This window comes from Streptomyces sp. ADI95-16 (assembly GCF_003721495.1).
Lineage (GTDB): Bacteria > Actinomycetota > Actinomycetes > Streptomycetales > Streptomycetaceae > Streptomyces > Streptomyces goshikiensis.
In genome coordinates this window covers 2,718,786-2,744,175 of record NZ_CP033581.1, presented here as the reverse complement: position 1 = coordinate 2,744,175, position 25,390 = coordinate 2,718,786, and the positions used below count along the sequence as shown (strand labels likewise).

Below are 25,390 nucleotides of genomic sequence, written 5' to 3'. Positions count from 1 at the left end.
TTGTGGTGGGGCCACCCTACGAGGTGCCGGATGGGGGCGGGGTGAAGACCGCCCCGGGCCGGGGCGGCCCGGCACTACTTGCGGGAGAGGGCGTCGCGGACGGCCTCCTCGGAGCGGGCGACCACCGCCGTGCCGTCCTCGGCGGTGATGATCGGGCGCTGGATCAGCTTCGGGTGCGCGGCCAGGTGCGCGATCCAGCGGGCCCGGGCCTCCTCGGTCTCCTCGCGCGGCAGCTCCCGTACGCCGGTCTCCTTGGCCAGCGGGTCCGAGGTGCGGGTGATGTCCCACGGCTCCAGCCCGAGCCGGCCCAGTACCTCGCGGATCTCGGCCTCGGAGGGGACGTCCTCCAGGTAGCGGCGGACGGTGTACTCGGCGCCCTCCGCGTCCAGCAGGGTCAGCGCGCCGCGGCACTTCGAACAGGCGGGATTGATCCAGATCTCCATGACGCCCAGGGTAGGCGCGGGGGCGGCCCGGCGGGGCCGTGGAAGCCGGTCTGGCCAGGGGTGATTGTCAGTGGGCGCCGGTAAAATCGAGGGAGAACGACAGGAAGCCAACTACCGTTTGGGAGGCTGTAGATGGCCGCTGCCGCTGTCATTGAGATGCCGAAGAAGAAGCCGCTGCCGGCGGGGCTGCCCCGCGAGTGGTACGAGAGCCACAACCGCCGTCTGAAGGCGATGCGGTTGGCGATATCCCTGCTCGACACGGGGACGTACGACCCCAAGCGCGCCACCAACCGGAAGATCCGGACGATGGCAGTCCGGGTGGGGATCCACCGGCCGTCGAACCTCACCTGCAAGATGGTGCGCTCCTTCATCCGCGAGGGCAACGGGAGCTGAGTCCTCGGCTCGTCCGCCGCCGCCCCGTCACGGGGTGGCGGCGGACGGGGGGAGCGAAAGGACCAGGAGGGCCACGTCGTCGCGCGGGCCGCCGTCGGAGAAGCCCTCCAGGTCCCGCCAGACCGCCGAGACCAGGCCCGCCGGGTCGGTCGTGAGCCCCGGGAGGCGCAGGGACAGCGGGTAGAAGTGCCCCGCCGCGTCCCGCGCCTCGGTGACCCCGTCGGTGTGCGCGAGCAGCCGGTCGCCCGGCAGCAGCCGCAGTTCGGTCGGCTGCGGCAGCTCCGGCCCGGTCAGGCCCAGGCCGAGCGGGGGCCCCGGCTCGGCCGTCACCTCGGAGACGGAGCGGCCGCGCAGCAGCAGCACCGGAGGGTGCCCGCAGGACACGATCCGTACGAGTTCCCGCCCCGGCGGGAACTCCAGCAGCACCGCCGTCGCGAACAGCTCCGGGTGCTCCAGCGGGCCGTCCTGCGCGTCCCTCAGCAGCCGCCGGTCCAGCCGGGCGGCCACCGCCGGCAGCTCCCGGTCGTCCAGCACCGCCTCGCGGAAGGCGCCCAGCAGCGCCGCCACCGTGCCGACCGCCGCCAGGCCGTGCCCCTGGACGTCCCCGACCACCGCCCGGACCCCGTAGGGCCCGGCCCGTACGTCGAACAGGTCGCCGCCGACGAGGGTGCCCTGCTGGGCCGCCCGGTACAGCCCGGTGCAGCGCACCGGCCCGACCCACTCCGGGACCGGCGGCAGCACCGCCAGCTGCGCCGCCTCGGCCGCCGTGCGCACGCTGACCAGCTGGGCGTCCCGGCGGTGGCGCACCCACGCGATCACCACGCTCAGCAGCCCGACCACCGCCACGGTCGCCAGGTCGGTGCCGCGGGCGTGTGCCACGCCGAGCTGGGGGAGCCCGAGCAGGAGCAGCACCACGGTGGCGAAGACGGCCGTGCCGGTGGCGCCGTACGCGAACGCGGCGACGGCCGGGATCCCGGCCAGGAAGTAGCCCAGCTCGGCGCCGGGGGTGAACCACTGGGCGAGGCAGAGCAGCACCGTGGCCGCCGCGGGCGCGATCCGGGCCCAGCGCGGCGGCGGCTCACCGCGCAGCCAGCCCGGCTCCTCGCGTACGCGTCTCACCCCTCCACCCTGGTGCCGGGGTCCGGGGCGCGCACCCCGGGTGGCCCCGTACGCCGTAGCCCACGACAGTGGGGGGCGTGACGGAGGACGCGCCGCGGGGCGCCGGCAGCGCCGAAAGCGCCGGGATCAGCACTCGGCTGAACTGGTTGCGGGCGGGGGTGCTCGGGGCCAACGACGGGATCATCTCCACCGCCGGCCTGGTGGTGGGCGTGGCCGGGGCCACGACGTCGCGCGCGGCGATCCTGACGGCGGGGGTGGCGGGGCTGCTGGCGGGGTCGCTGTCGATGGCGGCGGGGGAGTACGTGTCGGTGAGCTCCCAGCGGGATTCGGAGCGGGCGGCGCTGGAGGTGGAGCGGCGGGAGCTCGTGGAGCGTCCGGAGGCGGAGCTGGAGGAGCTGACCGAGCTGCTGGAGGGGCGGGGCCTGAGCCGGGAGGTGGCGCGGGAGGCGGCCGAGCAGCTGACGGAGCGGGACGCGTTGCGGGCTCACGCGCGGGTGGAGCTGGGGATCAACCCGGACGAGCTGGCGAACCCGTGGCACGCGGCGTTCGCGAGCCTGGTCGCGTTCACGGTGGGGGCGGTGCTGCCGCTGCTGGCGATCCTCTTGCCGGGGCCGTCGGGGCGGGTGCCGGTGACGGTGGCGGCGGTGGTCGCGGCGCTGGCGGTGTGCGGGGTGGTGAGCGCCCGGCTGGGCGGGGCGGAGCCGCGCCGGGCGGTCCTGCGGAACGTGGGCGGCGGGGCGGTGGCGATGGCGGTGACGTACGCGGTGGGGACGTGGCTGGGAACGGCCTGACCGGGGCCGGGCAAAATCAGCCCCGTCGGCGTTTGAGGCGCGGGGTCCGGGGCGGGGAGGCGGCAGGATGGGGGGATGCGTATCGCGGTCACCGGGTCCAGCGGGCTCATCGGGTCGGCGCTCGTACGGAGCCTGCGCTCCGACGGGCATGACGTCGTGCGGTACGTCCGCCGCGAGCCCGCCGCGGGCGACGAGGCGCGGTGGGACCCCAAGCGCGGCTACCTCGACCCCGCCGGGCTCGACGGCTGCGCGGCCGTCGTGCACCTGGCCGGGGCCGGCGTCGGCGACCGCCGGTGGAGCGCCGCGTACAAGCGGGAGATCCGCGACAGCCGGGTGCTCGGCACGGCGGCCGTCGTCCGCGCGCTCGGCGGTCTCGACCACCCGCCCGGGGTGTTCGTGAGCGGCTCGGCCGTCGGCTACTACGGGGACACCGGCGACCGCCCGGTCGACGAGCGGGCCCCGGCGGGGGAGGGGTTCCTGCCCTCCGTCTGCGTGGAGTGGGAGGCCGCCGCCTCGCCCGCCGCGGGCCTCGGCGTCCGGACCGTGCTCGCCCGTACCGGACTGGTCATCGCCCCCGACGGCGGCGCCTGGGGGCGGATGTTCCCGCTCTTCCGCGCCGGTCTCGGCGGCCGCCTCGGCGACGGCCGCCAGTACTGGCCGTACATCTCGCTGCACGACCACGTCGCCGCCCTGCGGCACCTCATCGACACCCCGCAGCTCTCCGGCCCGGTGAACCTCACCGCGCCCGAGCCCCTGACCAACCGTGAGATCACCGCCGCGATGGGCCGCGTCCTGCACCGCCCGACCCCGTTCCCGGTACCGGCGTTCGCGCTGCGCCTCGCGCTCGGCGAGTTCTCGCAGGACGTGCTGCAGAGCCAGCGGGTGCGGCCCGCCCGGCTGCTGGAGTCCGGGTTCGTCTTCGAGCACCCCGGGATCGACGGGGCCATCCGGGCCGCGCTCGCCGGCCGGTCCCGCTGACGGCGCGCCCGCCCGGCCCCCGTGCGACCACTGTGCGACCGTTCATGACCCGTATGCGACCGCCGTGCGACCGGAGTTGTCCGTAATCGCTGCCCGAACTCGGGTTCTGGTCAAGCCCGTTGGGGGAAGGAGGATCCCCACACAGCCGCGCCGACCTCGGGGAGGGGCACGTGCTCATCAGCTCACAGCATGCGGACGTCGTCATCGTAGGAGCCGGAGTCTCAGGACTCGCGGCCGCACAGCACCTGATCGCCGCGGGGGTCTCCGTCACCGTCCTGGAGGCCGCCGACGCCGCCGGCGGCCGGATGGCCACCGAGCAGGTCGACGGGTTCCGGCTGGACCGGATCGGTCAGCTGCTCAACACCGCGTACACCGAACTCGAACGCACCCCCGGCCTGGAGGCCCTGACGCTACGACCCTTCGCGCCCGGCGTCCTGGTCCACAGCGACGGCAAACAGCACCGGGCCGGCACCCGCACCCCGGCCCGCGCCCTGGCCAGCGGCTCCTTCGACCAGGCCCGGCTCAGCGCCGTCCTCGGCCGGCTCGCCGCCCTGCCCGTCGAGCGGGTCCTGGCCCGCCCGGAACGCACCGCCCTGGCCGCACTGCGCTCCCGCGGCTCCGGGCTCGGCCTCGGCGCGACCCTGCGCCCGCTGCTCGCCACCCTGCTCTGCGATCCGGACCTGGGCACCTCCAGCCGGGTCGCCGACCTCGCCCTGCGCACCTTCGTCCGCGGCCGCCTGGCCGTGCCCGAGGGCGGCGCCGCCACCCTGCCCGCGCTCCTCGCCGCCGCCCTGCCGTCCGGCACCGTGCGCACCGGGGTCCGGGTCCGCTCGGTGGCGACCAACCTGGTCACCACCGAGGAGCACGGCGACTTCAGCTGCCGCTCCGTGCTCCTGGCCACCGGGGCCCGCGCCGCCGCCGAGCTGCTGCCCGGACTGCGCGTGCCCCGCTTCCACGAGATGACCGTCCTGCACCACGCCACCGCCGCCCCGCTGCCCTGGGACGGCTCGCTGCTGCTGGACGGCGACCCCGCCTGGCCCGTCGCCCACACCACCGTGATGAGCGCCGTCGACCCGACGCGGGCCCCGGCCGGCCGCGCCCTGGTCACCACCACCGTGCTCGGCCCGCCGCCCCCGGCGCGCACCGTCGCCTCGCGCCTGGCCCGGCTCTACGAGACCTCCACCCGGGACTGGGAGCCGCTGGCCGTCCACCACACCCCGGAGGCGGTCCCGGCCATGCCCCCGCCGCACGACATGCGGCGGCCGGTACGGGTCCTGGCCGGGCTGTACGTGTGCGGTGACCACCGGGACACCAACACCGTCCAGGGCGCGCTGCATTCGGCCCGGCGCGCCGCCACCGCCGTCCTGCGCGATTTCGGCATCGCGCTCCCGGCCACCGCGGAGCCCGCCCTTCCGGCGGCGGCCTGAGACCCACCTGGCCCGGGGTCCGGTACCGCGAGGAACCGGACCCCGTCAGGACAGCGCCGCGACCCGGTCCCGGTAGGTCCGTACCGCCGAGGCGTCCCGGTACGGCTCCAGCCGCCGCTCGAAGTCCCGTACGTACTCCACCGCGCGCACCGAGCGCATCTCCGTCGCCTGCTGCGCCGCCTCCGCGCCGAGCGCGCACGCCTGGTCCAGCTCGCCCAGCCCCAGCCGGGCCGTGGCCAGCACCACCCGGCAGAACAGCCGCGAGCGCGCGTACGCCGGCCCCCGCAGCTGGAGCGACCGCTCCGCGTGCTGCGCCGCGGCCCGGTACTGCTGGAGGTCCCGGTGGCAGTGCCCGAACTCGTCCGCCAGCTGCGCCTCGTCGAAGGACTTCGCCCAGTGCGGTACGTCGTCCCCCGGCCGGGCCGCGCCCAGCGAGCGCTCCGCCCGCACCAGCGAGGCCGTGGCCGCCCGGACCTCGCCCAGCACCGCGTGCCCCCGCGCCTCCGCCGAGTGCAGCAGCGCCTGGACGACCGGCGGCGGGCCCGAGCCGACGCCCTGCTGGGCGACCCGGGCCAGCTGCACCGCCTCCCGGCCGTGGCCGAGGTAGACCGCCTGCCGGCTCATCGTGACCAGCACGTACGACCCGTACGGCCGGTCCCCGGCGGCCTGGGCGAGCCGCAGTGCCTGGACGAAGTACCGCTGGGCCAGCCCGTGCGCCGCGATGTCGTACGAGGTCCAGCCCGCGAGCCGGGTCAGGTCCGCGGCGGCCGCGAACAGCCGCCGCCCGGTGCTCTCCCCGTAGGTCCCGCGGAGCATCGGCTCCGCCTCGTGCTCCAGGTACCGCACCAGGGCCTGCCGGGCGTGCCCGCCGCCGTACGCGTGGTCCAGGGTCCGGAACAGCTCGCTCACCGACCGCAGCGCCGCGATGTCCCCGCCGGTCACCCGCTGGCCGGGACCCCGGTCGACCTGCCGCTGGCGGGGGACCGAGGCCCGGCCCTGCAGCGGGACCCGGGCGGCGGCGGGCTCGGCGCCCCGCCCGACCCGTTCGTCGGCCCGGCCGATCAGCCAGTCCCGGCTGGGCACGACCAGCCCGGCCGGGGTGAAGGCGATCTTCCGCAGTTCGGCGTGGGAACCGGAGTCCTTGCGCCACAGCCCGCTCGCGATGTCCACGGCCTCCTCCGGGGTCGCCGCGAACTCCAGACCCGCGTACACCGGGGCGCACGCCTCCAGGCCCAGGTCCTGCGCCGACAGCCGCCGTCCGAGGCGCCGCGTGAAGACCTCGGCGATCAGCGCCGGGGTGGTCCCGCGCGGCTGCTGCCCGCGCAGCCAGCGGGTCACGGAGGTCTTGTCGTAGCGCAGGTCGAGACCGTGCTCCAGGCCGAGCTGGTCGACGCGGCGGGCGAGCCCGGCGTTGGAGAACCCGGCTTCCGCGATCAGCGCCGCGAGCTGCCGGTTGGGGACGCGCTGGGCAGGTCGTTCCGTCATCGGCTCCACGGTTTCCTGACGTGACGGACCGGAGTCCCGGCCCTTGAACGGCGTGAATGTAGCGGCGAACTCAGTTCATACCGCCCGCTCTGCCCCACATTCATCCGATCGTGTGCAGAACCGGTAGGGCTCTTTACGGATCGACCCCTTCCGCCCGCGTACGCTGCGGGCCATGACCCGTTGGCCCACCAGGCCGGACCCCCCTCGCGAGTCCACCACCCCGCTGACCGCGCCCGAGCTGACCGAGGCCGAGTGCCGGCGCTGCGGCACGTACATCGCGGGGCTCGACGGGCGGTACGCGTGCGGGGTGTGCGGCTGGGTGAACGACCACGCGGAGGGGCACCGGAGGCTGCCGAGGGCGGACGAGGACCCGGACCGCCCGGCCCAGGGCCGACGCCGTCCGCGCCGGCTCCCGGGGCCCGCGCCGCAGTCCCCGCCGGGCGCCTGAGGGGGCCCGCGCGGGTCGCCGTACTCTTGGCCGGGTGCGATACGTGCACACAGCAGGTTCAACGAGGAGGCGCCGCGGTGTCTGAGCTTCGGTTTGTCCATCTGGGCTTCGGGCCGGAATCCGTCGAGTACACCCAGGCCTGGGAGGAGCAGCGGCGTGTGCACGCCGCCCGCTTCGAGGACGCGATCGCCGACACCTGCCTGCTGCTGGAGCACCTGCCCGTGTACACCGCCGGGCGCCGCACCGACCCCAGCGAGCGGCCCCTGGACGGCACGCCCGTCGTCGACGTGGACCGCGGCGGCAAGATCACCTGGCACGGCCCCGGCCAGCTCGTCGGCTACCCGATCATGAAGCTGCCCCGGCCGGTGGACGTGGTCGCCCACGTCCGCCGCCTGGAGGAGGCGCTGATCCGCACCGCCGCCGAGTTCGGCCTGGAGACCACCCGGGTGGAGGGCCGCTCCGGGGTCTGGGTGCTCGGCGACCCCGTGGAGGAGCGCCCGAAGATCGGCGGCCTCTCCCTCGACTTCGACCCGCGCCTGACGGACGAAGAGTTCGACCCGCGTCTGAACGGCCCCGAGTACGCCCCCTCCAACGCCGGCCAGCGCCGCGAGGACCGCAAGCTCGCCGCCATCGGCATCCGCGTGGCCAAGGGCGTCACCATGCACGGTTTCGCGATCAACGTGAACCCGGACAGCACCTGGTTCGACCGGATCATCCCCTGCGGGATCCGCGACGCCGGTGTGACCTCCCTCTCGTACGAACTGGGCCGGGAGATCACCATCGCCGAGGTGCTGCCGGTCGTCGAGAAGCACCTGAAGGACGTACTGGAGCAGGCCGAGCCGCGGCCGCGGGAGATCGAGCCCGCGGCGGGCTGAGCCCCGGGGGAGCGGACCGGGAATGGGTCCGGCCTCCCCCAGGTTGGCCGACGTAAGAGCGTATGAAATTACGGGCGTACCCTGGTGGGCGCCGAAGAATCGAAGTCACAGGGAGCCGGTCGTGTCCGCAGTCGCACCCGACGGACGCAAGATGCTGCGCCTGGAGGTCCGTAACAGCCAGACCCCCATCGAGCGCAAGCCCGAGTGGATCAAGACCCGGGCGAAGATGGGTCCCGAGTACACCAAGATGCAGGCCCTGGTGAAGGGCGAAGGACTGCACACGGTGTGCCAGGAAGCCGGCTGCCCCAACATCTACGAATGCTGGGAGGACCGCGAGGCCACCTTCCTCATCGGTGGCGACCAGTGCACCCGGCGCTGTGACTTCTGCCAGATCGACACCGGCAAGCCCGAGGCGCTGGACCGGGACGAGCCGCGTCGTGTCGGCGAGTCCGTGGTCACCATGGACCTGAACTACGCCACCATCACGGGCGTCGCGCGCGACGACCTGGCCGACGGCGGCGCCTGGCTGTACGCGGAGACCGTGCGCCAGATCCACGAGCAGACGGCGGGCCGCGAGGCCGGCCACACCAAGGTCGAGCTGCTGGCGCCCGACTTCAACGCGGTCCCGGAGCTGCTGGAGGAGGTCTTCGCCTCCCGCCCCGAGGTCTTCGCGCACAACGTCGAGACGGTGCCGCGGATCTTCAAGCGGATCCGCCCGGGCTTCCGCTACGAGCGCTCGCTCGACGTGATCACCAAGGCGCGCGAGTACGGCCTGATCACCAAGTCGAACCTGATCCTCGGCATGGGCGAGGAGCGGGAAGAGGTCAGCGAGGCGCTGCGCGACCTGCACGAGGCCGGCTGTGAGCTGATCACCATCACCCAGTACCTGCGGCCCTCGCCGCGGCACCACCCCGTGGAGCGCTGGGTCAAGCCGGCCGAGTTCGTCGAGCTGGCGAAGGAGGCCGAGGAGATCGGCTACTCCGGCGTGATGTCGGGCCCGCTGGTCCGCTCGTCGTACCGTGCCGGCCGCCTCTACACCCAGGCGATGGAGAAGCGCGCGACCGTGTGAGGCGCGTGTGACGCGCGTGTGTGACGCGCACTACGCGGTGAACTCTGTGAAGTCACGCACACAGTCTTACTAACGAGTAACACCGCATCGACGCGGCCCCTAGGCTCTTTCAGTGAAGAGAGCCCGGCGGGCCGCGTCAATATTTCATCACGTTTGACCGGCTGGTCATGCCCTGGTAACACCAGTCAGTGACGCTGGGTCCACGCACCGCACACACCCGGCCGATGCGAATACCGAGAGAGGGATCGACTTATGCAGGCCGCGCCCGTTCGCGCCATCGCCATCCCGTCCTTCACCGACGCCTTCCGCGGTATCGAGTCCCTGCTCATGAGCGGTGCCCGGCGCAACGCCTGGACCGCGGTCCTCGAAGACCGCCGCAGGGCCCAGGACCGGGTCGAAACCGAACACGTACTGGAGGCCGCGGCCACCCGTACCCCGCAGGCCACGTAAACTTCGCCTTATGGCGAGGAAGTCAAACGCAGAGACTGCTGCGAACACAGGGCGACTGAAGCAGATCGCCCTCACGTACAAGATGACGCGCAAGGCCGACCCGAAGGTCGGTCTGATCGTCGCGGGCGTGGGAATCGTCACCTTCGGTGTCTTTCTTGCGATCGGCTTCCTGATCGGCCACCCGGTCTACCTGGGCATCCTGGGCTTCCTGGTGGCTTTCCTCGCGATGGCGATCGTCTTCGGACGACGGGCCGAGCGGGCTGCCTTCGGGCAGATGGAGGGGCAGCCGGGCGCTGCCGCGGCGGTACTGGACAACGTGGGTCGGGGCTGGACGACCACCCCCGCCGTCGCGATGAACCGGAGCCAGGACATCGTCCACCGCGCCGTCGGCAAGGCGGGCGTGGTGCTGATCGCGGAGGGCAACCCGAACCGGGTCAAGACCCTGCTCGCGGCCGAGAAGAAGAAGCTGGCCCGGATCATGCCCGACGTTCCCGTCCACGACTTCATCGTGGGCACGGGCGAGGGCGAGGTTCCGCTCAAGAAGGTCCGTACGACGCTGCTGAAGCTGCCGCGCGTACTGTCCGGCCCGCAGATCACGCAGGTCAACGACAAGCTGCGCGCCATGGGTGACCTCATGAGCAACATGCCGCTGCCGAAGGGCCCCATGCCCAAGGGCATGCGGATGCCGCGCGGCGGGAAGATGCGCTGATCAGCCGAACGGCTTAATCCACTTACCGTTTTTCGTATACGAAGCCCGGCAGTACGAACAGGGGCGCCCCCGAAGCCTTCGCTTCGGGGGCGCCCCTGTTCGTACGCGCCGTACGTCTTCTCGCGCCGTTCCTCAGATCCGCACCTGCACGGCGCGGGCCAGCCGGTCGTGCAGGCCGCGGCCGTCGCGGTCCCAGATCAGCGCCGGCACGACCAGCGCCAGCAGCAGGGTGCGAACCACCACGCGGAAGAAACCGAGCCGGCCGCCGTCCTCCGCGACCACCCGCAGGCCCACAACGCGCTTGCCGGGCGTGGAGCCCACGGTGCCTACCGTCAGGATGCTCAGGGCCACGAAGAGCAGCAGGGTCCAGTTGCCGGCCGCTCGCAGGTCCCCGCCCGTGATCAGCCCGTATGCGATCAGCTGGCAGCCGATCCAGTCGAGGGCCACACCGCCGAGGCGGCGCCCGAAGCGGGCCGCGGAGCCGGGGCCCTGCTGGGGCAGACCCAGCCGCTGGCCCGGGTATCCGAAGTCGGCGCCCATCTCCTCGGCGGTCGCACGAGGGCCGGAGAGCCAGGATCCGATTGCTTGCCTGTTGTCCACCCGAACACGGTACCGGTGCTGCTTCCCGGCGCTTCGGCGGGACCCTGGTTAACTTGGGCGAAACAAATGGGTCATGCTTGAGAAATCCCGCTTGCTTATGGTCGGGTCAGCGTGCGGCACCGCACTGACGCACCACGAGCTATAAAGCCCGCCCTGCCCCGGGCCGGGAGTAGGAGGAGTTGGATGTTCCAGAACGCCGACGAAGTGAAGCAGTACATCGAGGAGAACGACGTCAAGTTCGTTGACGTCCGTTTCTGCGACCTGCCTGGTGTGATGCAGCACTTCACCATCCCGGCGCGGGCGTTCGACCCGGCGGAGGAGCTCGCCTTCGACGGCTCCTCGATCCGCGGCTTCCAGGCGATCCACGAGTCCGACATGGCGCTGCGCGCCGACATCACCACCGCGCGCCTGGACCCGTTCCGCAAGGACAAGACGCTCAACGTCAACTTCTTCATCCACGACCCGATCACGGGCGAGGCCTACAGCCGCGACCCGCGCAACATCGCGAAGAAGGCCGAGGCGTACCTGGCCTCCACCGGCATCGCCGACACCGCGTACTTCGGCCCCGAGGCCGAGTTCTACGTGTTCGACAGCGTGCGCTTCGCGACCTCCGCGAACGAGGGCTTCTACCACATCGACTCCGAGGCCGGCGCCTGGAACACCGGTTCCGAGGAGAACAACCGCGGCTACAAGGTCCGCTACAAGGGTGGTTACTTCCCCGTAGCCCCGGTCGACCACTTCGCCGACCTGCGCGCCGAGATCTCCCTCGAACTGGACGCCCAGGGCCTCCAGGTCGAGCGCCAGCACCACGAGGTCGGCACCGGTGGCCAGGCCGAGATCAACTACAAGTTCAACACGCTGCTGGCCGCGGCCGACGACCTGATGCTCTTCAAGTACATCGTGAAGAACGTCGCCTGGCGCAACGGCAAGACCGCGACCTTCATGCCGAAGCCGATCTTCGGTGACAACGGCTCGGGCATGCACGTGCACCAGTCCCTGTGGGCCGGCGGCGAGCCGCTGTTCTACGACGAGGCCGGCTACGCGGGCCTGTCGGACACCGCCCGCTACTACATCGGCGGCATCCTCAAGCACGCCCCGTCGCTGCTGGCCTTCACCAACCCGACGGTGAACTCGTACCACCGCCTGGTGCCGGGCTTCGAGGCGCCGGTCAACATGGTGTACTCGCAGCGCAACCGCTCCGCCGCCATGCGCATCCCGATCACGGGCTCGAACCCGAAGGCCAAGCGCGTCGAGTTCCGCGCCCCGGACCCGTCCTCGAACCCGTACCTGGCGTTCGCGGCGCTCCTGCTGGCCGGCCTCGACGGCGTCAAGAACAAGATCGAGCCGATGGAGCCGATCGACAAGGACCTCTACGAGCTCTCCCCCGACGAGCACGCGAGCGTCCCGCAGGTCCCGACCAGCCTGGAGGACGTCCTCAAGGCCCTGGAGGCGGACCACGAGTACCTCCTCGCCGGCGGCGTCTTCACCCCGGACCTGATCGAGACCTGGATCGACTACAAGCGCACGCACGAGATCGCCCCGATCGCCCTGCGCCCGCACCCGCACGAGTTCGAGATGTACTTCGACATCTAAGCCGTAGCGGCCCGGTGGTCTGCCGAAGCCCCGTCCCTCTCGCTGGAGAGGGGCGGGGCTTCGTCGTTCCGGTCCGACTCAGGCGGAGGGGTGCAGGAGGGGCATCGCGCCCGTCAGCTCGCGCAGGCAGTGGACCGCCAGTTCGGGTGGGGAGCCCGGGCCCGAGACCGGGGCTTCGGTGGTGGACCAGAGTTCCAGGGCGATGCGGATCGCGTCCGTCGCCGCCGCCGCGAGGAGGCGGATCGCCATCGGTTCGGCGTCCTCGCCCGCCAGCCGGGCGATGACCGGGACCAGGCGCTCCTCGGAGTCCTGGTTCACCCGGTACCAGACCGCGCGCAGCGCCTCGTCGGACGCGGCCGCGCGGAGCAGGCCGCGGGTGACCTCCAGGCCCTCCTCGATCGCCTGGAGGTCGCTGAGCGAGCGGGTGACGGCGCGCTCCAGTGCCTCGGTGAGCGGGGTGCCGGGGTCTTCCTCGGCGAGCAGTGCGCGCCAGGCGTCGCCGCCGCCCGCCAGCAGCGGGGCCACGGCCTCCTGCTTGTTGCGGAAGTAGCGGTAGAAGGTGCGCAGTGCCACGCCGGCGCGGTGGGCGATGTCCTCGGCGGTGGTGCCGTCGGGACCGTGTTCGGCGAAGAGTTCGCAGGCCGCGCGGGCGATGTCGAGCTGGGTGGCGGCCTTGCGGCGCTCGGTCAGGGAGGGGGCACCGGGGCCGGGCTGGGGAGAGTACGGACGAGGGGATCTCACCAGTGAAGGGTACCGCTCGTGAGCATGCGGGATTGCACGCTTTGACGCTCTGGCAAAACGTGTCACATCCTCGGTACGCTCGCCCCATGAACCGTTACGAAGGACGACGCGTCCTCATCACCGGCGGTGGCTCCGGCATCGGCCGGGCCACCGTCCACCGCATCCTCTCCGAGGGCGGCCGCGTCCACACCGTGGACGTCAGCGAAGCGGGCCTGAACGCCACCGCGGACCGCGCGCTCGCCGACGGGCACGGCGACCGGCTGACCACCGCCGTGCTCGACATATCCGACGAGGCCGCCGTACGGACCGGCGTCGCCGCCGCCGTCGCGGCCCTCGGCGGGATCGACGTACTGGTCAACGCGGCCGGCATCCTGCGCTCCGCGCACACCCACCGGACCACCCTCGACCTGTGGAACCAGGTCATCTCGGTCAACCTGACCGGCACCTTCCTGGTCATCCGCGAGTCGCTCCCGGCGCTGCTGGAGGGCGACCAGCCGGTCGTCGTGAACTTCAGCTCCACCTCGGCCTCGTTCGCCCACCCCTACATGTCCGCCTACGCGGCCAGCAAGGGCGGCATCCAGTCCATGACCCACGCCCTGGCCGCCGAGTACAGCAAGCAGGGTCTGCGCTTCGTCGCCGTCGCCCCCGGCTCCATCGAGTCCGGCATGACCACCGGCAACGGCCCCGGCCTGCCCGAGGACACCGACTGGAGCCTGTTCACCAAGCTCGCCCCCGCCCTCGGCCAGGGCTTCGCCGGCCCGCAGACCGTCGCCGGCGTCGTCGCGATGCTGGGCTCCGAGGACGGCGCCTTCATCACCGGTACGGAGATCCGCATCGACGGCGGCACGCACTGCTAGGCGGCGTCAAGCGCCGTCGGACGGTGCTGGACGGCGTCGCGCTCAGCCTCTGAAGCGGTCCCACAGCCGGGGGTAGCGCTCCGCGAGCACGGCTTCGTTCTCGAAGTCCAGCGGGGCGCCCTCCGGCTCCGCCGGCGCCATCGGAATCCCCAGATCGGGTGCCACGGCGCCCGTCAGCTGCTCGTACGCCTCGTCCGCCGCGTACCCCAGCTCCTCGCCGTCCCCGTCGATCTCCTCGTCGAACTCGCCCAGCAGCTCGGCCAGCTGGTCCGGGTCGTGCACCCCGCCCTCGAAGACCTCCCGCCCCTGGCCGATCAGCCAGCACCGGAAGTAGTCGAACGCGTCGTCGCTCGCCCCGTCGAGCAGCACCCACGCCGCACCCCACAGGTCCCAGGTGTACGCCCGGTTGTACCGGGACTCGAAGTGCCGGGCGAAGTCCAGTACGGAGTCCGGGTCGAGCTGCGCCAGCCGTTCCACGAGCAGCTCGGCGTGCTCCTCGGGGTCGCCCTCGGCGGCCTCGCGGGTACGGTCGACGATCTCCCAGAACTCCGTCTCGTCCATCACCGCTCCAGCATCACGGCTCCACCCCCGCGCCGCCACCGCGCATACGGCGAAAGGCCGGTGTCCGACCCCCTTGGCGGGGTGGACACCGGCCTTCGGCGTGCTGCGCGCGGGCGCGGGTCCTTACAGGCCGTAGCGCTCCCGGGCCTCCTTGACGGAGGACGCCGGTACTTCGCCGCGGCGGGCGAGCTGCGCCAGCGCGGCCACCACGATCGACTGGGCGTCGACACCGAAGTGGCGGCGGGCGCCCTCGCGGGTGTCGGACAGGCCGAAGCCGTCCGTGCCCAGCGAGGTGTAGTCCTGCTCGACCCACTGGCTGATCTGGTCCGGGACCTGACGCATCCAGTCGGAGACGGCGAGCACCGGGCTGGTGACGCCCTCCAGCGCGCGGGTGACGTACGGGGTGCGCAGCTCGCCGCGCAGCAGCGCCTCGTCGCACTCCAGCGCGTCGCGCCGCAGCTCGCCCCAGGAGGTGGCGGACCAGACGTCGGCGGCCACGTTCCAGTCGGCGGCCAGGAGCTTCTGGGCCTCCAGGATCCAGTGGATCGCGGTGCCCGAGGCCATCAGCTGGATCTTCGGGGCGTCGGCGGCCGGGGCCGCCTCCGCCAGGTCGGCCGCCGTGTTGAAGCGGTACAGACCCTTGAGGATGCCTTCCTCGACGCCCTCGGGCATCGCGGGCTGCACCTTCGGCTCGTTGTAGACCGTCAAGTAGTAGAAGACGTCTTCGGGCTTCTCGCCGTACATCCGGCGCAGACCGTCCTTGACGATCACCGCGATCTCGTACGCGAAGGCCGGGTCGTAGTTGAGCGACGCCGGGTTCGTGGACGCGATCAGGTGCGAGTGGCCGTCCGCGTGCTGGAGGCCCTCACCGGTCAGCGTGGTGCGGCCGGCGGTCGCGCCGACGATGAAGCCCTTGCCGAGCTGGTCGGCGAGCTGCCACATCTGGTCGGCGGTGCGCTGCCAGCCGAACATCGAGTAGAAGATGTAGAACGGGATCATCGGCTCGCCGTGCGTCGCGTACGACGTGCAGGCGGCGATGAAGTCGGCCATGGCACCGGCCTCGGTGATCCCCTCGTTGAGGATCTGGCCGTCCTTGGCTTCCTTGTAGTACATGAGCTGGTCGCGGTCGACCGGCTCGTACGTCTGGCCCAGCGGCGAGTAGATGCCGGCCGACGGGAAGAGCGACTCCATACCGAAGGTACGGGCCTCGTCGGGGACGATCGGCACCCAGCGCTTGCCGGTCTCCTTGTCCCGCATCAGGTCCTTGACGAGCCGGACGAAGGCCATGGTGGTGGCCATCTCCTGCTTGCCGGAGCCCTTGAGCAGCGGGGCGAAGGAGCGGTCCGCCGGAGCCGGCAGCGCCACGTGCTTGACCTTGCGGGCCGGGGCCGGGCCGCCGAGCGCCGCGCGGCGCTCGTTCAGGTACTGGACCTCGGGGCTGTTCGCGCCCGGGTGGCCGTACGGGACCTGGCCGTCGGCGAAGGCACTGTCCGGGATCGGGAGGCCAAGGAGGTCGCGCATGTCCTTGAACTCGTCGATCGTCAGCTTCTTCATCTGGTGGTTCGCGTTCTTCGACTCGAACCCGGAACCCAGCGTGTAGCCCTTGACGGTCTGCGCGAGGATGACCGTCGGCGCGCCCTTGTGCTCCAGGGCGGCCTTGTACGCGGCGTAGACCTTGCGGGGCTCGTGGCCGCCGCGGGAGCTGTGGAAGCACTCGGCGATCTTCGCGTCGGACAGCAGGCCCGCCAGCCGCACGAGCTCGGCGTTGGCACCGAAGAAGTGCTGGCGGATGTAGGCCGCGTCGCGGGTCGCGTACGTCTGGAACTGCGCGTCGGGCACCTCGCGCAGGCGGCGGACCAGGGCGCCCGTGGTGTCGAGCTGGAACAGCTCGTCCCAGGCGGAGCCCCACAGCGACTTGATGACGTTCCAGCCGGCGCCGCGGAACTGGGCCTCCAGCTCCTGGACCACGCGGAAGTTGGCGCGGACCGGACCGTCGAGGCGCTGCAGGTTGCAGTTGATGACGAAGGTCAGGTTGTCGAGCCGCTCGCGGGAGGCGAGGGCCAGGGCGGCGGTCGACTCGGGCTCGTCCATCTCGCCGTCGCCCAGGAAGGCCCAGACGTGCGAGTTCGCGGTGTCCTTGATGCTGCGGTTCTGCAGGTAGCGGTTGAAGCGCGCCTGGTAGATCGCGGACAGCGGGCCGAGGCCCATGGACACCGTCGGGAACTCCCACAGCCACGGCAGGCGCCGCGGGTGCGGGTAGGACGGCAGGCCGTTGCCGCCGGACTCCTGGCGGAAGTTGTCGAGCTGCTGCTCGGAGATGCGCCCGTCGAGGAAGGCGCGGGCGTAGATGCCGGGGGAGGCGTGGCCCTGGATGTAGAGCTGGTCGCCCGATCCGTCGGCCTCCTTCCCGCGGAAGAAGTGCTGGAAGCCGGTCTCGTAGAGCCAGGCGGCGGAGGCGAAGGTGGCGATGTGGCCGCCGACGCCGTACTTGGAGCCGCGGGTCACCATGGCGGCCGCGTTCCAGCGGTTCCAGGCGGTGATCTTGGCTTCCATCTCCTCGTCACCGGGGAACTCGGGCTCCGCGGCGGTCGGGATGGTGTTGACGTAGTCCGTCTCCAGCAGCTTGGGCAGGGCGAGGCCGGCGGCCTCGGCGTGCTGGAGCGTGCGGCGGAGCAGGTATTCGGCGCGGCGCGTACCGGCGGCCTTGGCGACGGCGTCGAGGGAGGCCGCCCATTCGGCGGTCTCCTCCGTGTCGCGGTCCGGGAGCTGGTCGAGCTCGCTCGGAAGCTTTCCTACGGGGTCGGACATCGGTGTGCGCCGCCTTCCGGTCAAAGGAGAGGTGGTGAAAAAATCCCTGACGGGCAGGACAGGGTCGGTGGGCCCGGTTGGGGCCCGCCGATGACTGTAAATCGCTGATCGATGATCGATCAAATGAATGTGACGAATAAACGTCCATCTGACGAAAGTCGGCACCGCGTGCCATGAAAAAAGGCACCCGGTGCCGGGTAAATCGGGTCAAAGCGGGCGGCCGCGGCGCGCCCTCCGGCGGGCTCCGGCAGGCTCAGGCGCGGGGCGCGCACCCCAGCACATGCCGCTTCACGAGCAGCCCGATCTCCGGATCCTGGCCGCGGAACGCCTCGACGAGGGCCGCGTGCTCCTCCGCGTACGACTTCTGCACCGTCCCGAGCCAGCGGATCGACAGCGCGGTGAAGACCTCGATGCCCAGGCTCTCCCAGGTGTGCAGCAGCACGCTGTTCCCGGCCGCCCGCACCAGCTCCCGGTGGAACCCGACGGTGTGGCGCACCTGCGCCGTCCCGTCCTCCGTCCGGTCGGCCTCCCACAGCGCCGCGACGTGCGGCTCCAGCGCCGAACAGTCGGCCGCCAGCCGCGGCGCCGCCAGCTCGGCCGCGATCTGCTCCAGACCGGCCCGGACCGGGTAGATCTCCTCCAGATCGGCCGCCGACAGGTTCCGTACGCGCACGCCCTTGTTCGGCGCCGACTCGATCAGCCGCAGCGTCTCCAGCTCCCGCAGCGCCTCGCGCACGGGCGTCTGGCTGACCTCCAGCTCCACGGCGATCCGCCGCTCGACGATGCGCTCGCCCGGCTTCCAGCGGCCGCTGACGATCCCCTCCACGATGTGCTCGCGGATCTGCTCGCGCAGCGAGTGCACGACGGGTGGGGTGATCATCGGCGGTTCATCTCCTGGAGGCACGCAGGGGGGTGATGCGTAGACAATACGGCGCGGTAGGCCACAGCGAAGTGTTCCCGGCGGGCACTGCCGGGGTGAGGCTGGTTACAGGCGCCGCTTTCTGGCGAACTGCAACCAGCCGGGCGCCCCACCACGTGGTTTGACCGGGGTCCGGGCCGGCGGAACGCGAAACTCCGGGCCGATCAGGTACACCGCTTCGGGGATGGTGTCCGGGGAGCCGCGCAGGCTGGGGAGGTAGTCGGGGTCGGCCCCGGAAGCCTCGGTCGTGGCGCGGGCGATGGCGTGCGACTGGCCCACGGACCGCCCGTGCGCGAGCGAGCTGTAGAGCGTACGGGAGTACGTACGGCAGTCCTGGTCGCCGATGGGCCCGGCGGTTCCGATGACGCAGGGGACGGCCACCGCCAGCAGCTCCGCCAGCTCCGAGGACCAGCAGGCCCCCAGCACCACCAGGCGCAGCCCTTCGGCGACGAACTGGCCCAGCAGGTCGCTCAGCCCCCGGTCCCGCACCGGGGCGTCCGCCCCGTCACTGGTCAGGAACCGCAGACCGCCACCGTCGGGGGTGCCGCGCGCCGAGAAGTGCAGCACGGCGGGCACCTCCTTGATGAGCCGGTCGCTCAAGTCGGCCAGCCGCGCCGCCGGGAGGCAGTCCAGGGCGACGGCGTGCCGGTACTGGGAGCCCTCGACGCTCCGCTGGATCTCCCGGTACTCGGCGCCGGCGTCGGGCGACCCGGCCACGCGGGGCGAGGCCGCCTGGACGACGAGGATCCGGGAGGGTTCGGTCACGCGGCGGCGCTCGCCGCCGGGATGCTCTGGATGAGGGTGCTCAGGGCCGGAGCCTGTTGGGGCTGACGGCCGATGAGCGCGGCGATCTCGGAGACCACCCGGTCCCGGTCGGCGGGCTCGGCGGGGGGCCAGGCGGTGTCCGGGGCGGGCGGGGCGCCGGTGAGGGCGGCGGCGAGGGCGAGGTGGGCGGCGGCGGTGAAGTCCTCCTGGTAGGCGAAGCGCTCCAGGAGCGCAAGGGCGTGGAGGAGTCCGGGGTCGGCCTCGGGGGAGGCCAGAACCTCCCGGAGCCGGGTGTGCAGGGCGGAACGGTTGTCGACGTACCGGTAGGCGGCGGGGATGCCGTCCGCGCGGGCGAGGGCGATCAGGGCGAAGTGCAGGGCGGGCTCGGCTGTGTCGACGTCGGACCTCAGGAGATCGAGGGCCTGGTCGTGGAGGAGCGTCGCCTGGTGCTCGGTGAGGTAGGCCTGGGATTCCTCCCAGCTGGAGAGACCGATCCAGGTGCTGATCGCCTCGCCTGTCAGGTACGGGCGGAACGCCTCGTCGGGGCCGGTGGTCGTGGCCGCGCGGGCGATGTCGAGGTGGAGCGCGCCGACCGGGTCCATCAAGGAGAGCTCCTCCAGGGCCAAGGCGGTCTCGGCCGACCCGAGGGCGGCGGCGTGTTCGTCCCAGAACGCGCGGGAGGCGTCCCAGGTACGGCAATTGATCCACTCGATGACCAGGTCGAGTGCGGCCTCGGGGAGCGTCAGCCAGGGCGGGGGCTCGCTGCCGGTGGCCTCCCGCCACAGCCTGCCGACGCGCGGCGCGCCAGCAACGTCGCCGTCGGCGTACGTGCGGAGCAGGATCTTGGCGTGGAAGGCAGCGGGGTCGGGCGTTCCGGACGGCTGTGGTGACCGCACGATGGAAAACAGGGCGCGGATACCGAGCTCCGGGCTCAGCGTGAGCTGGAACGCGGCCTGCTGGACAGCGAGGATCCGGGCGGCCTGCGGATGAGCGGAGAGCACTTGCTGAGCCTCGCGGTAGGCGTCGAGGGTCTCACTGCCTGACGCCACCTCGGCCAGGCTCTTAAGAGAGCGGGAGAGGTCGGGTAGGTAGGCGGCGGGGTTGGCGGTCGCGAGTGCGCGGCGGATGGTGACGGCTTCGGTGATGGTGGTGAGCGCCTCCATCTGGTCGCCGGTTTCGGCCTGGATGTTGCCGAGGTTGTTGAGGGATGTGGCGAGGTCGGGGAGGTGGGCGGCGGGGTTGGTCTGGATGAGTGCGCGGCGGATGGTGACGGCTTCGGTGATGGTGGTGAGCGCCTCCATCTGGTCGCCGGTTTCGGCCTGGATGTTGGCGAGGTTGTTGAGGGCCGTGGCGAGGCCGGGGAGGTGGGCGCCGGGGTTGGCGGTCGCGAGTGCGCGGCGGATGGCGATGGCTTCGGTGATGGTGGTGAGCGCCTCCATCTGGTCGCCGGTTTCGGCCTGGATGCTGGCGAGGTTGTTGAGGGAGATGGCGAGGTGGGGGAGGTAGGCGGCGAGGTTGCTGTTCGCGAGTTCTCGGTAGAGGTCGGTGGCTTCGGTGACTGTGGTGAGTGCAGCCTCCCGGTCGCCGGTCTCGGATTGCCGGTTGGCGAGGTTGTTGAGGGAGATGGCGAGGTCGGGTAGGTAGGCGCCGGGGTTGGCGGTCGCGAGTGCGCGGCGGATGGCGATGGCTTCGGTGATGGTGGTGAGCGCCTCCATCTGGTCGCCGGTTTCGGCCTGGATGCTGGCGAGGTTGTTGAGGGAGATGGCGAGCCCGGGGAGGTGGGCCGCGGGGTTGGTCTGGGTGAGGGTGCGGCGGATGGCGACGGCTTCGGTGATGGTCGTGAGCGCCCCCAGCCGGTCGCCGGTCTCGGATTGCCGGTTGGCGAGGTTGTTGAGGGAGATGGCGAGGTCGGGGCGGTAGGCGGCGGGGTTGTCGGCCGCGAGTTCTCGGTAGAGGTCGGTGGCTTCGGTGATGGTGGTGAGTGCGCCCTGTCGGTCGCCGGTCTCGGATTGGATGTTCGCGAGGTTGTTGAGGGAGATGGCGAGGTCGGGGCGGTAGGCGGCGGGGTTGTCGGCCGCGAGTTCTCGGTCGAGGTCGGTGGCTTCGGTGATGGTGGTGAGCGCGCCCCGCTGGTCGCCGGTCTCGGACTGGAAGGCGGCGAGGTTGTTGAGGGCGCCGGCGAGGCCGGGGCGGTGAGTGGGGTTGCTGTTCGCGAGTTCTCGGTAGAGGTCGGTGGCTTCGGTGATGGTGGTGAGTGCGCCCTGTCGGTCGCCGGTCTCGGATTGCCGGTTGGCGAGGTTGTTCAGTGTCATGGCGAGATCAGGGCGATAGGTGGTGGGGTTGCTGTTCGCGAGTTCTCGGTAGAGGTCGGTGGCTTCGGTGATGGTGGTGAGTGCGCCCTGTCGGTCGCCGGTCTCGGCCTGGATGTTGGCGAGGTTGTTGAGGGCGCCGGCCAGGCGGGGGAGGTAGGCGGCGGGGTTGCTGTTCGCGAGTTCCCGGTTGAGGTCGGTGGCTTCGGTGATGGTGGTGAGTGCGCCCTGTCGGTCGCCGGTCTCGGACTGGAAGGCGGCGAGGTTGTTGAGGGCGCCGGCCAGGTCGGGGAGGTAGGCGGCGGGGTTGCTGTTCGCGAGTTCCCGGTAGAGGCCGGTGGCTTCGGTGACTGTGGTGAGAGCGCCCTGCCGGTCGCCGGTTGCGGATTGGATGCTGGCGAGGTTGCTGAGGGCGCGGGCCAGGTGGGGGAGGTAGGCGGTGGGGATGCCGGCCGCGAGTTCCCGGTAAATGTCGGTGGCCTCCTGCGCCGGGGCGAGAGCCCTCGCCCGTCGGCCGGTGTCGGACCGGGACACCGCCATGCCGTCGAGTGCATGAGCGAGGGCGGGGCGAAACAGCTCTCCGTGAGTGTCGACCAGCTCCCGGACCAGCGCGATCCCACGTTCTTCCGCCAAGGCCGCGTGCACCGGCAGAGCCCCGAGCAGGTACGGGTTCCCCTTCTCGATCACCGCCCCTTCGGCAGTCTGCCCGCGCAGCAAATCCACCAGCGCCCGGGCCACGCGGTACGCCGGATCGGACGGCTGCGCCGCCTGCCGAAGGTGGGCGATGAACTCCCGGTGGTACAGCCGGTAGACCGCCTGGGTGCCGTCGCTGTCCTCCACCACGTAGCGGCCGTACTCGTTGAGCAGCCAGTCCACGTCCTCCGGGCCGTACTCGACCCCGTCCCCGCTGAGGGCCGAGGCAGCCGCCTCCCAGACGCCCCGGGCCGGCATGCCGTTGCCGGCGCTCCAGGCGAGGGCCGTCAGCAGGTCCTCGGCCGCGTGCGGCAGGACGGCGCCGTCGCGTTCCCGTACCGGACCGCTCTCCAGGTCCTCGGTGAAGGCGGCGCTGATCGAGGACGGGATGGCCTCCGCCCAGTCCCAGCCCTCCGCACCGGCGGCGGCGAACCGCCTGAGCAGGGAGTCGGTCGCCATCCTGGCGAAGAGGAACCCGCCGCTACGGGTCGATGCCCGCCCCGCGACGAGCCCGGTGGCGGTGGCGGCGTCCGCGTCCGGCAAGCCCCGGGCCAGCAGGCGCCGACGGCAGTACTCCCGGATATCGCTCTCGGTGTCGCTCTCGGCGTCGAGGTCGGACGCCCTGGCCCGGACGTCCAGGAGGCGGCTCACCGCCTGGTCCAGGGACTCTCCCGGCTCCTGCTGGGGGCGGAAGGGCCGGTCCCGGGAGCCGAGCAGGACGCAGGACAGGCGGCTCAGCGGGGCGAGGAGCTGTTCCACGACCGGGTGTGCCTGGTCGGGGGCCGCCTCGTCGAGGCCGTCCAGGACCAGGACGAGGCGTCGGCGGGAGTCGGGCCATCCCTTCTCCACCTCCGCGATCAAGGCCGCGGGGGTCTGGGGACGGGGGAGGGACAGTCGGCGGGCGATGGCCTCCGCCAGCTGCTGCACCGTGAAGCCCCGCAGGTGCAGGGCGACGTCCACCGAGCCCTCGCCCGGGTCCGGGTCCTCGGGGATGAGGGGGTTGTGGGCCAGAATGTCCGCCCGGTGCTCCGGGTCGGACAGCGTCGCGATCCGCCCGAGCACCGCGGACTTGCCGCTCCCCGCGCTGCCCGTCACCAGGAACAGGCCCGGCCGGCGTGCCTCCAGCCACTCGGTGATCTCCCCGAGCACCCGGCGGCGCCCGCTGAAGAACCAGCCCTCGTCGTCCGGGGCGGCGCCGCGGGCCGCCTGCACCAGGTGCTCCACCAGCTCCGGCTCCGTCGCGGCCGCCCTGAGCGGATTGGCGAACATCAGCCGGTCCCGGCCGGTCATGGCGTCGAGCGGGCGGTGGCCCACCTCCGCCGGCCACTCGGCCAGCACCGCCTGGATGACCGTGCTCCCGCTGACCTGCCCGTTGCGCCGGCTCCACTCGTGGCGGTACTCGTCCGTCCGGGGCCCTTCGCGCAGCACCCGGGCGAAGGCGTCCAGCAGGACGCCCCCGGCCTCGGCCTTCTCCTGGGGACGGCAGCTCGCGATCACCCCGAACCACGCCCACCGGCCCGGCGGGAGGTTCCGCTGGGAGAGCCTGCCCAGCGCCTTCTCCAGGGACGGCACCACGCCCGCGCCCGCGTGACAGGTGTCGATGAGCAGCAGCACCTGGTCCGCACCGCTGAGCGACGCCGTCGACGCGAGCAAGTTGGCCGAATGTACCTCCCCGTCGAACTCCGGATCGACGGTGTCGCGCACGATCAGCCGCAGCTCCCGGTCGTCCAGCACGCCGTGCCCGGACCACAGGACGACGGCGGGGCCGTGGCCGCCCGTCGCCCTCCATTTCCTCGCCCAGTCGCCCAGGGGCTTGTTGACGTCGTTCCATTCGGGGTCCTCGACCACCGTCGTGCCGTAGCCGCGTTCCTCCAGCAGCTCGCACAGCTCCCGCATCTGCGCGGTCGCCCCGGTCAGCTGCCGGAATCCGTCGCTCTGGTAGTGCTCGACGACCACACCGAGCGCCGTGCCCCGGATCTCCTCGGGCGTCTCGGTGTCACTCACCGGCCCCTCCCACCACGGTCAGCGCCGTCACGGTCGTCTCCGCCCGCGCGGTCACCCGTACGGCCAGCCGGTACGCGCCCGGCTCCGGCTCCGGGAACGTCGCCGTGTAGCGGCCCTCGCCCCGCGGGATGACCGTGTGGGAGAGCGCCGGCGAGCCGTCGGCCGGGCGGAGCTCCGCCGTGAGGTGGAGGGCGTCGTGGTCGCGGACCTCCGGCGGGACCGTCACCTTGACCTCGTACGGGTCGCCCGGGGCCGGCAGGGACGGCGCCAGGACGCTCAGCGGGACGTCGCCGTGCTCCTCGCCCCGGTGGAACGGCCGCTCGTGGCCCAGCAGACCGCTCAGGGCGTCCCGTACGCCCTTGTTGTTCTGGAGCGAGCCGTGCTGCTCGCAGGGGGTGTGGGCCTCGGGCACCGCGTAGCCCGTCGCGTCGGTGTTCGCCGGGCGGGCGGCGAGGCGGGGGACCGTGCCGTCGCCGCGTTCGTCCGAGTCGCCGATGAGCCACAGCGGGGTCAGCCCGTCGCCGGTGATCTCCGCGGTGGTGAGGGTCGGCTGGCGGATGCCGGTGACGGCGTGCAGCTGGGCCGCCGGGGCTGCGGCGCGCAGGGCCTCGTGGAACTTCGCCGCGTCCGCCAGCAGGGCCTGGTCGACGCCCGGGAGGCCCGGCAGGTCACGGGCGTACGCGAGGCCGCCCGGGCCCTTCACGCACGCGTAGTCGGGGGCCAGCTGGTGCAGGGAGGGCAGGCTGCGGGCGAAGGCGCTGAGGTCCACGCCGAGCCGGCCCCAGCCCTTGTGGAGGCCGTTGACCAGATGGACGAGGCCGTCCAGGGAGCCGCGGTGCGGGGTGCCCAGGGTGATCACCCGGCGGGCGGTCTCGTGCCCGCCGAGGCGCTCGACGTAGTGGCGGGCGATCAGGCCGCCCATGGAGTGGCAGACGAAGACGACCCGGGCGTCCCGGCGGTCCGGGGCGGAGGCCCGCCAGCGCTCCAGTTCGCGGGTGACGGCTCCTTTCAGCCGCTCCGCGTTGTAGCGGCAGGACAGCCGCCAGTCGTACGGGAAGGGGAGGAGGTTCTCGCCGCGGGTCAGGGTGAAGGACCGCTCCAGCCAGCCCAGCAGCTCCGTGTAGCCGTCGACCGGCCGCCAGATCCCGGGGATGGCGTGCACGTCGCGCATGAGGCCGACGGGCTCCACGCCGTCGCCGGGATGGCCGTCGCCGATGTCCTTCGGCAGGCGCAGCCGGTTCACCGAGCCGCCGAAGGTGCGCAGGCCCCGCCACAGGGCGCCGCCCGACAGGTCCCAGACCGGCTTGCCGTCGGCGTCCGCCAGTCTGCTCCCCATGATCCCCGGCAGTACCA

At 72.2% G+C, this 25,390-nt stretch carries 22 protein-coding genes; 11 read left to right on the top strand and 11 right to left on the bottom strand.

Features of this window, described 5'->3' with window-relative positions; genetic code table 11:
* Window positions 1-74: 74 nt before the first annotated feature.
* On the bottom strand, window positions 75-443 hold the full coding sequence (locus EES41_RS11945) for an ArsC/Spx/MgsR family protein (RefSeq protein WP_123077909.1): 369 nt from the start codon (window positions 441-443) through the stop codon (window positions 75-77).
* 132 nt (window positions 444-575) lie between these two features.
* Between EES41_RS11945 and EES41_RS11940 the strand changes: the two genes are divergently transcribed.
* On the top strand, window positions 576-836 hold the full coding sequence (locus EES41_RS11940; RefSeq protein ID WP_123077907.1) for a hypothetical protein: 261 nt from the start codon (window positions 576-578) through the stop codon (window positions 834-836).
* A 27-nt stretch (window positions 837-863) separates the two neighbouring features.
* Here the strand turns inward: EES41_RS11940 and EES41_RS11935 are convergent, their stop codons facing one another.
* Window positions 864-1,955 carry a PP2C family protein-serine/threonine phosphatase gene (locus EES41_RS11935; protein ID WP_174261677.1) on the bottom strand — a complete coding sequence of 364 codons (1,092 nt, stop codon included), beginning with the start codon at window positions 1,953-1,955 and terminating at the stop codon, window positions 864-866.
* 77 nt (window positions 1,956-2,032) lie between these two features.
* Between EES41_RS11935 and EES41_RS11930 the strand changes: the two genes are divergently transcribed.
* The 3 genes from EES41_RS11930 (at window position 2,033) to EES41_RS11920 (ending at window position 5,151) form a co-directional block, all read left to right on the top strand.
* Window positions 2,033-2,746, top strand: a complete 714-nt coding sequence (locus EES41_RS11930; RefSeq protein ID WP_174261676.1) for a VIT family protein — start codon at window positions 2,033-2,035, stop codon at window positions 2,744-2,746.
* A gap of 75 nt (window positions 2,747-2,821) precedes the next feature.
* Window positions 2,822-3,724: a TIGR01777 family oxidoreductase gene (locus tag EES41_RS11925; protein ID WP_123077903.1), complete on the top strand. Its 903-nt coding sequence runs from the start codon at window positions 2,822-2,824 to the stop codon at window positions 3,722-3,724.
* A 170-nt stretch (window positions 3,725-3,894) separates the two neighbouring features.
* Window positions 3,895-5,151: an NAD(P)/FAD-dependent oxidoreductase gene (locus EES41_RS11920; protein WP_123077901.1), complete on the top strand. Its 1,257-nt coding sequence runs from the start codon at window positions 3,895-3,897 to the stop codon at window positions 5,149-5,151.
* Between the two features lie 45 nt (window positions 5,152-5,196).
* Here EES41_RS11920 and EES41_RS11915 read toward each other — a convergent pair whose 3' ends face one another.
* Window positions 5,197-6,636, bottom strand: a complete 1,440-nt coding sequence (locus EES41_RS11915) for a hypothetical protein (RefSeq protein ID WP_037797480.1) — start codon at window positions 6,634-6,636, stop codon at window positions 5,197-5,199.
* A 172-nt stretch (window positions 6,637-6,808) separates the two neighbouring features.
* Here EES41_RS11915 and EES41_RS11910 point away from each other — a divergent pair, with 172 nt between their 5' ends.
* The 5 genes from EES41_RS11910 (at window position 6,809) to EES41_RS11890 (ending at window position 10,187) form a co-directional block, all read left to right on the top strand.
* Entirely contained in the window at window positions 6,809-7,084 is a 276-nt protein-coding gene (locus EES41_RS11910) for a hypothetical protein (protein WP_123077899.1), read from the top strand.
* Window positions 7,085-7,161: 77 nt separating this feature from the next.
* The gene (gene lipB, locus EES41_RS11905; RefSeq protein WP_123077897.1) at window positions 7,162-7,959 is read left to right on the top strand and encodes a lipoyl(octanoyl) transferase LipB; all 798 of its coding nucleotides are present in this window, start codon (window positions 7,162-7,164) and stop codon (window positions 7,957-7,959) included.
* Between the two features lie 121 nt (window positions 7,960-8,080).
* On the top strand, window positions 8,081-9,028 hold the full coding sequence (gene lipA, locus EES41_RS11900; protein WP_008743282.1) for a lipoyl synthase: 948 nt from the start codon (window positions 8,081-8,083) through the stop codon (window positions 9,026-9,028).
* 252 nt (window positions 9,029-9,280) lie between these two features.
* Window positions 9,281-9,478, top strand: coding sequence for a hypothetical protein (locus EES41_RS11895; RefSeq protein ID WP_008743281.1), 198 nt, complete (start codon window positions 9,281-9,283; stop codon window positions 9,476-9,478).
* Between the two features lie 10 nt (window positions 9,479-9,488).
* On the top strand, window positions 9,489-10,187 hold the full coding sequence (locus tag EES41_RS11890) for a DUF4191 domain-containing protein (RefSeq protein WP_073779912.1): 699 nt from the start codon (window positions 9,489-9,491) through the stop codon (window positions 10,185-10,187).
* A gap of 132 nt (window positions 10,188-10,319) precedes the next feature.
* On the opposite strand, the gene EES41_RS11885 is transcribed toward EES41_RS11890, so the two are convergent.
* Complete coding sequence (locus tag EES41_RS11885) at window positions 10,320-10,787, bottom strand: RDD family protein (protein WP_123077895.1); 468 nt, start codon at window positions 10,785-10,787, stop codon at window positions 10,320-10,322.
* Window positions 10,788-10,970: 183 nt separating this feature from the next.
* Between EES41_RS11885 and glnA the strand changes: the two genes are divergently transcribed.
* Window positions 10,971-12,380: a type I glutamate--ammonia ligase gene (gene glnA / locus EES41_RS11880; protein ID WP_073779916.1), complete on the top strand. Its 1,410-nt coding sequence runs from the start codon at window positions 10,971-10,973 to the stop codon at window positions 12,378-12,380.
* Between the two features lie 78 nt (window positions 12,381-12,458).
* On the opposite strand, the gene EES41_RS11875 is transcribed toward glnA, so the two are convergent.
* Complete coding sequence (locus tag EES41_RS11875; RefSeq protein WP_123082399.1) at window positions 12,459-13,124, bottom strand: TetR/AcrR family transcriptional regulator; 666 nt, start codon at window positions 13,122-13,124, stop codon at window positions 12,459-12,461.
* Between the two features lie 83 nt (window positions 13,125-13,207).
* On the opposite strand from EES41_RS11875, the gene EES41_RS11870 reads away from it, so the two are divergent.
* Window positions 13,208-13,978, top strand: a complete 771-nt coding sequence (locus tag EES41_RS11870) for an SDR family NAD(P)-dependent oxidoreductase (RefSeq protein ID WP_123077893.1) — start codon at window positions 13,208-13,210, stop codon at window positions 13,976-13,978.
* 42 nt (window positions 13,979-14,020) lie between these two features.
* Here the strand turns inward: EES41_RS11870 and EES41_RS11865 are convergent, their stop codons facing one another.
* The 6 genes from EES41_RS11865 to EES41_RS11840 form a co-directional block, all read right to left on the bottom strand.
* Window positions 14,021-14,539 (bottom strand): DUF4240 domain-containing protein, encoded by a 519-nt coding sequence (locus EES41_RS11865; RefSeq protein WP_123077891.1) that lies wholly within the window; start codon window positions 14,537-14,539, stop codon window positions 14,021-14,023.
* Between the two features lie 123 nt (window positions 14,540-14,662).
* Window positions 14,663-17,347 carry a pyruvate dehydrogenase (acetyl-transferring), homodimeric type gene (gene aceE / locus EES41_RS11860; RefSeq protein ID WP_123077889.1) on the bottom strand — a complete coding sequence of 895 codons (2,685 nt, stop codon included), beginning with the start codon at window positions 17,345-17,347 and terminating at the stop codon, window positions 14,663-14,665.
* A gap of 253 nt (window positions 17,348-17,600) precedes the next feature.
* Window positions 17,601-18,224, bottom strand: a complete 624-nt coding sequence (locus EES41_RS11855; protein ID WP_008743273.1) for a GntR family transcriptional regulator — start codon at window positions 18,222-18,224, stop codon at window positions 17,601-17,603.
* Between the two features lie 108 nt (window positions 18,225-18,332).
* Complete coding sequence (locus EES41_RS11850) at window positions 18,333-19,031, bottom strand: CHAT domain-containing protein (RefSeq protein WP_123077887.1); 699 nt, start codon at window positions 19,029-19,031, stop codon at window positions 18,333-18,335.
* On the bottom strand, window positions 19,028-24,037 hold the full coding sequence (locus EES41_RS43815) for a caspase family protein (RefSeq protein WP_123077885.1): 5,010 nt from the start codon (window positions 24,035-24,037) through the stop codon (window positions 19,028-19,030). Before EES41_RS43815 ends, EES41_RS11850 begins: the two co-directional genes overlap by 4 nt.
* Window positions 24,030-25,373 carry a triacylglycerol lipase gene (locus EES41_RS11840; RefSeq protein ID WP_254211409.1) on the bottom strand — a complete coding sequence of 448 codons (1,344 nt, stop codon included), beginning with the start codon at window positions 25,371-25,373 and terminating at the stop codon, window positions 24,030-24,032. The genes EES41_RS43815 and EES41_RS11840 overlap by 8 nt, the downstream gene beginning before the upstream one ends.
* Between the last annotated feature and the right edge of the window lie 17 nt (window positions 25,374-25,390).

Bases quoted from the DNA above. Each gene is read 5' to 3' on its own strand.
- EES41_RS11890 (WP_073779912.1), top strand. From the start codon at position 9,489: ATGGCGAGGAAGTCAAACGCAGAGACTGCTGCGAACACAGGGCGACTG.
- EES41_RS11915 (WP_037797480.1), bottom strand. From the start codon at position 6,636: ATGACGGAACGACCTGCCCAGCGCGTCCCCAACCGGCAGCTCGCGGCG.
- EES41_RS11945 (WP_123077909.1), bottom strand. From the start codon at position 443: ATGGAGATCTGGATCAATCCCGCCTGTTCGAAGTGCCGCGGCGCGCTG.
- EES41_RS11925 (WP_123077903.1), top strand. From the start codon at position 2,822: ATGCGTATCGCGGTCACCGGGTCCAGCGGGCTCATCGGGTCGGCGCTC.
- EES41_RS11840 (WP_254211409.1), bottom strand. From the start codon at position 25,373: ATGGGGAGCAGACTGGCGGACGCCGACGGCAAGCCGGTCTGGGACCTG.
- EES41_RS11865 (WP_123077891.1), bottom strand. From the start codon at position 14,539: ATGGACGAGACGGAGTTCTGGGAGATCGTCGACCGTACCCGCGAGGCC.
- EES41_RS11940 (WP_123077907.1), top strand. From the start codon at position 576: ATGGCCGCTGCCGCTGTCATTGAGATGCCGAAGAAGAAGCCGCTGCCG.
- glnA (WP_073779916.1), top strand. From the start codon at position 10,971: ATGTTCCAGAACGCCGACGAAGTGAAGCAGTACATCGAGGAGAACGAC.
- EES41_RS11895 (WP_008743281.1), top strand. From the start codon at position 9,281: ATGCAGGCCGCGCCCGTTCGCGCCATCGCCATCCCGTCCTTCACCGAC.
- EES41_RS11910 (WP_123077899.1), top strand. From the start codon at position 6,809: ATGACCCGTTGGCCCACCAGGCCGGACCCCCCTCGCGAGTCCACCACC.
- aceE (WP_123077889.1), bottom strand. From the start codon at position 17,347: ATGTCCGACCCCGTAGGAAAGCTTCCGAGCGAGCTCGACCAGCTCCCG.
- EES41_RS11870 (WP_123077893.1), top strand. From the start codon at position 13,208: ATGAACCGTTACGAAGGACGACGCGTCCTCATCACCGGCGGTGGCTCC.